5 protein-coding genes are annotated in these 4,635 nt (G+C 74.2%); all 5 read left to right on the top strand.

Annotated elements, in window-relative coordinates; translation table 11 throughout:
• The first annotated feature begins 131 nt into the window (after positions 1 to 131).
• Positions 132 to 1,109 (top strand): site-specific tyrosine recombinase XerD, encoded by a 978-nt coding sequence (locus O4J56_RS31790; protein ID WP_270690938.1) that lies wholly within the window; start codon positions 132 to 134, stop codon positions 1,107 to 1,109.
• A gap of 198 nt (positions 1,110 to 1,307) precedes the next feature.
• A complete protein-coding gene (locus O4J56_RS31785; protein ID WP_270690936.1) occupies positions 1,308 to 2,267 on the top strand; it encodes a ParA family protein in 960 nt (319 codons plus the stop codon).
• 128 nt (positions 2,268 to 2,395) lie between these two features.
• Positions 2,396 to 2,845, top strand: a complete 450-nt coding sequence (locus O4J56_RS32190; RefSeq protein WP_408639203.1) for a hypothetical protein — start codon at positions 2,396 to 2,398, stop codon at positions 2,843 to 2,845.
• Positions 2,846 to 2,930: 85 nt separating this feature from the next.
• Positions 2,931 to 3,782: a segregation and condensation protein A gene (locus tag O4J56_RS31775; protein WP_270690934.1), complete on the top strand. Its 852-nt coding sequence runs from the start codon at positions 2,931 to 2,933 to the stop codon at positions 3,780 to 3,782.
• Positions 3,779 to 4,423 carry an SMC-Scp complex subunit ScpB gene (gene scpB, locus O4J56_RS31770; RefSeq protein WP_270690932.1) on the top strand — a complete coding sequence of 215 codons (645 nt, stop codon included), beginning with the start codon at positions 3,779 to 3,781 and terminating at the stop codon, positions 4,421 to 4,423. The genes O4J56_RS31775 and scpB overlap by 4 nt, the downstream gene beginning before the upstream one ends.
• Positions 4,424 to 4,635 lie beyond the last annotated feature (212 nt).

The raw sequence follows: 4,635 nt of genomic DNA, 5'->3' as shown, positions 1-4,635 counted from the left end.
GGGGGGGGGGGGGGGGGGGGGGGGGCGGGGGGGCGGGGGGGGGGCCGCCCCACCCCCGTTCGCGCGTCCGCCCCGCCGCGGGCGCACCCCTATGGCATCATCTGTCCCGGAAAACGCGGGAGAGCCGGGTGATGACGACGAGCGCCGAGTACGAGGACGTGGCGGACCGGAGCGACGCCGGCGCCGCGGTGCGGACCTACCTCGACCACCTGGCCGTCGAGCGCGGGCTTGCGGCCAACACCCTCGCCTCTTACAAGCGCGACCTGCGCAGATACGTGCTGTTCCTGGAGTCGCGCGGGCTGGGCTCGCTGGCCGAGGTGGCGGCCGGGGACGTGTCGGCGTTCCTGCGCGCGCTGCGCGAGGGCGACGGGGAGCACCCCCCGCTCGGCGGGAACTCGGCGGGCCGCGCGGTCGTGGCGGTCCGGGGCCTGCACCGGTTCGCGCTCCGGGAGGGGCTCGCCCCGGCCGACCCGGCCGCGGAGGTCAGTCCGCCCCGCCCGATGCGGCGGCTGCCCAAGGCGGTGCCGCTGGAGGACATCGAGGCCCTGCTGGAGGCCGCCGGGTCCGAGGGCGACCCGCGCGCGCTGCGCGACCGCGCCCTGCTGGAGCTGCTCTACGGGACGGGCGCCCGCATCTCCGAGGCGGTGGGCCTGGACGTGGACGACGTGACGGGCCCGGCGCCGCCCGGCGCCGAGGACGGCGGGGTGGTGCGCTTCCGGGGGAAGGGCGGCAAGGAGCGCCTGGTCCCGGTCGGCCGGTTCGCGCGGGAGGCGGTCCAGGCCTATCTGGTGCGCGGGCGGCCCGTACTGGCCGCATCGGGCCGCGGCGCACCGGCCCTGTTCCTCAACGCGCGCGGCGGGAGGCTGACCAGGCAGGGCGCCTGGGCGGTGCTGCGGGCGGCGGCGGAGCGCGCGGGGCTGCGCGACGTCTCGCCGCACACCCTGCGCCACTCCTTCGCCACCCACCTCATCGACGGCGGCGCGGACGTGCGCGTGGTGCAGGAGCTGCTGGGGCACGCCTCGGTGAGCACCACGCAGGTGTACACGCTGGTGACCGTCGACCGGCTGCGCGAGGTGTACGCGGCCGGCCATCCGCGGGCCCGCCGCTGACGGGCTTCCGAGTCCGACAAGTGCGGCACGGGCGCGCCCTGAGCGCGTAGAGTGTCGCGTTGAATCACCCCGTGCGGACGTTCTAGAGTCGCCGCACGACGGCAGGCCGCTGTCGACATGGCGAGTTGTTTCCGACGGCCGGCCGCTTGGTGGGCCCACCGGGCCCGGGCAGCCGGTCCGTAGGGAGGTCAAAGGGTTGTGAGCTGGTCGCGATACGACGATGCGGAGGCGGGAGCCCCCATCGACGACGGCATGCACGGCGCGGCGGCGAGCAGCCCGTGGGGGGAACCGCGCAGCACGGGGGACGAACTGCAGACGACACGAGCGAAGCCGAGCTTTCCGGATCCGGAGCCGCTGGACCGCCACGGTCCGGCCCGGATCGTGGCACTGTGCAACCAGAAGGGCGGGGTCGGCAAGACCACGACCACCATCAACCTCGGGGCGGCCATCGCCGAGTTCGGGCGGCGGGTGCTGCTCGTCGACTTCGACCCGCAGGGCGCGCTGTCGGTGGGCCTGGGGCGGCTGGACCCGCGCGAGCTGGACCTGACCGTCTACAACCTGCTCATGGAGCGGGACGTCACCGTTGAGGACGTGCTGCTCAAGACGGACGTGGACGGGCTGGACCTGATCCCGAGCAACATCGACCTGTCGGCCGCCGAGGTGCAGCTGGTCGGCGAGGTCGCCCGCGAGCAGATGCTCAAGCGCGCGCTGAGACCGGTGCTGGACGACTACGACGTCGTCCTCATCGACTGCCAACCGTCGCTGGGCCTGCTCACCGTCAACGCGCTGACCGCCGCCGACGGCGTGGTGGTGCCGCTGGAGTGCGAGTTCTTCGCGCTGCGCGGGGTGGCGCTGCTGATGGACACCATCGAGAAGGTGCAGGAGCGCCTCAACGAGGACCTGGTGATCGACGGGTTCCTGGGCACCATGTACGACCCGCGCACGCTGCACGCGCGCGAGGTGCTGTCCACCATCATCGAGGGCTTCGGCGACAAGGTGTACGGCACCGTGATCAACCGGACCATCCGCTTCCCCGACGCGACCGTGGCGGGGGAGCCCATCACCCGCTTCGACACCTCGTCGGCGGGGGCGACCGCCTATCGGGATCTGGCGAGGGAGGTGCTGGCCAGGTGGGCAAACAGCGATCACGCCGTGTGACGCTGCCCGGCGCCGACGAGCTGTTCTTCCGCCCGTCCGAGCCGCCCGCCCCAGAGCCCGCACCCGACCGCGCGGGGGAGATCCCCGCACCGGACACGGGGGCCGAGGACACGGCCTCCGGGGGTTCTGTGCGGCGTTCGTCGACTCCGGAGAGTAGTGAAGCGCGTGCGGGCAGTCGCGACGAGGGGGATCGCGACACGGAGGGGCGCGACGCGGACGGGGGCGGCCGGGCGGCCCCGGACGCCGCCCCGGACGCCCCGCCGGCCGGCGCCCGGGCGCCGGAGCAGCGGGCCCACGAGGATCCGGCGCCCGCGCCGAAGCGGAGGGCGCCGCGCAGGCGCACGGCCGAACCGGCGGCTCCGCAGCCCAGCGGGCGGCAGCGGCACGACGAGAAGATCACCGTGTACATCTCGGCGCAGGAGCTGCTGGCGCTCGAGCAGACCCGGCTGACGCTGCGGGCCGAGCACGGCCTGGCCGCCGACCGGGGGCGCATCGTGCGCGAGGCCGTGGCCGTGCTGCTCGCCGACTTCCACGAGAACGGCGGCGACAGCGTCCTGGTGCGGCGCCTGGCCGACTGACCCGCCGCCCCGGGGCGGGGCCCAAGGAGCGAGGACGGGATCGGAGGCGGGACGGGCACCGCCCGGGCGGTGCCACCCTAGAGGGATGACCGACGAGCGCACCGCGGAGGAGGCCGCCGACGAGGGCGGCTTCCAGGTGCACCTGGAGAACTTCGAGGGGCCTTTCGACCTCCTCCTCGGGCTGATCTCCAAGCACAAGCTGGACATCACCGAGGTCGCCCTGTCCAAGGTCACGGACGAGTTCATCGCCTACATCAAGGAGAACGAGGGCTCCTTCGACCTGGACCAGGCGAGCCACTTCCTGCTGGTGGCGGCCACGCTGCTGGACCTGAAGGCGGCGCGGCTGCTGCCGCGGGGCGACGTGGAGGACGAGGAGGACCTCGCGCTCCTGGAGGCGCGCGACCTGCTGTTCGCCCGGCTGCTGCAGTACCGGGCCTACAAGCAGGTCGCCGCCCTGCTCCAGGAGCGCATCTCGGCCCAGGGGCGCCGGTTCGCGCGCGCGGTGCCGCTGGAGCCGCGGTTCGCCGAGGCCCGGCCGGACGTGATGCTCAAGCTCGGACCGCAGGAGTTCGCCGCCCTGGCGGCGCGGGTGTTCACCCCCAAGGAGCCGCCGAGCGTCCCGGTGACCCACATCCACCAGCCCAAGACCTCGGTGCGCGAGCAGGGGGCGCTGGTGGTGGAGGCGCTGCGCGCGGCGGGGGAGCTGACCTTCGCCGAGCTGACGGCCGACTGCACCGGTACCTTCGAGGTGGTCGCCCGCTTCCTGGCGCTGCTGGAGCTGTACCGGGCGTCCAACGTCGGGTTCGACCAGCCCGAGCCGCTGGGGGAGCTCCTGGTGAGCTGGACCGGCGACACCAGCGGCGAGGTGGACGTGGGCGACGAGTACGACGACGCCGCGCCCGGGGACGGGCCGGACGGCGGAGAGGAGCGCGGGTGACGGCGGGACAGGACACGGCCGGGGCGACCGGCACGGCCGGGCCGCAGGCGGACGGCGCCGCGGGCGCGGACGGGGCGCGGACCGGCGCCGAGCCGGCGCTGCGCCGCGACCTCGAGGCCGTGCTCATGGTGGTGGACCAGCCGGTCGCCGCCTTCGACCTCGCGCGGGGGCTCGGCCGCCCGCTGGACGACGTGGCCGCCGCGCTGGAGGAGCTGGCCGAGGAGTACACCCGCCAGGACCGGGGCTTCGACCTGCGCCAGGTGGCCGAGGGCTGGCGTTTCTACACGCGCCCGGAATGCGCGGAGGTCGTCGAGCATTTCCTTAAAGAGGGCCAGGAGGTCCGGCTGACGCAGGCGGCGCTGGAGACACTCGCGGTCGTCGCCTACCGGCAGCCGGTCTCCCGGGGAAGGGTCTCGGCGGTCCGCGGTGTGAACTGTGACGGGGTTATGCGTACCCTCGTACTGCGAGGGCTCATCGAGGAGGCGGGACAGGACCCCGAATCCGGAGCGCACCTGTACCGCACGACCAGCTATTTCCTCGAACGTCTGGGCCTGCTGAGCCTCGACGATCTTCCGGATCTGGCCCCGTTCCTGCCTGACGACATCGAAGGTATTGACGAAACCGGTGAACACACCACGTAAGAACGACAGGTCCCGCGGTGGGCGGGACTCGACCGGACCGCGCGGTGAGCGCGGCCGGGCCCCGCGCGGTGAGCGCGGCGACGACAAGCATGAGCGTTCCCAGCGCCGCGAAGGGCGGCGCGGCGAGCACCGGGCCGAGCCCCGCGCCGAGCGGGCAGAACGCGGGGGCCGTCCGGAGCGCGGCGGGCGTCCCGAGCGTTCCGGCCGCCCTG

It is taken from the genome of Nocardiopsis endophytica, from assembly GCF_027706725.1.
In the GTDB taxonomy this organism is placed as follows: domain Bacteria; phylum Actinomycetota; class Actinomycetes; order Streptosporangiales; family Streptosporangiaceae; genus Nocardiopsis_A; species Nocardiopsis_A endophytica.
The sequence above is the reverse complement of the archived record's forward strand: the minus strand, read 5'-3'. Positions and strand labels throughout refer to the sequence as shown.

Bases quoted from the DNA above. Each gene is read 5' to 3' on its own strand.
- O4J56_RS31790 (WP_270690938.1), top strand. From the start codon at position 132: ATGACGACGAGCGCCGAGTACGAGGACGTGGCGGACCGGAGCGACGCC.
- O4J56_RS31775 (WP_270690934.1), top strand. From the start codon at position 2,931: ATGACCGACGAGCGCACCGCGGAGGAGGCCGCCGACGAGGGCGGCTTC.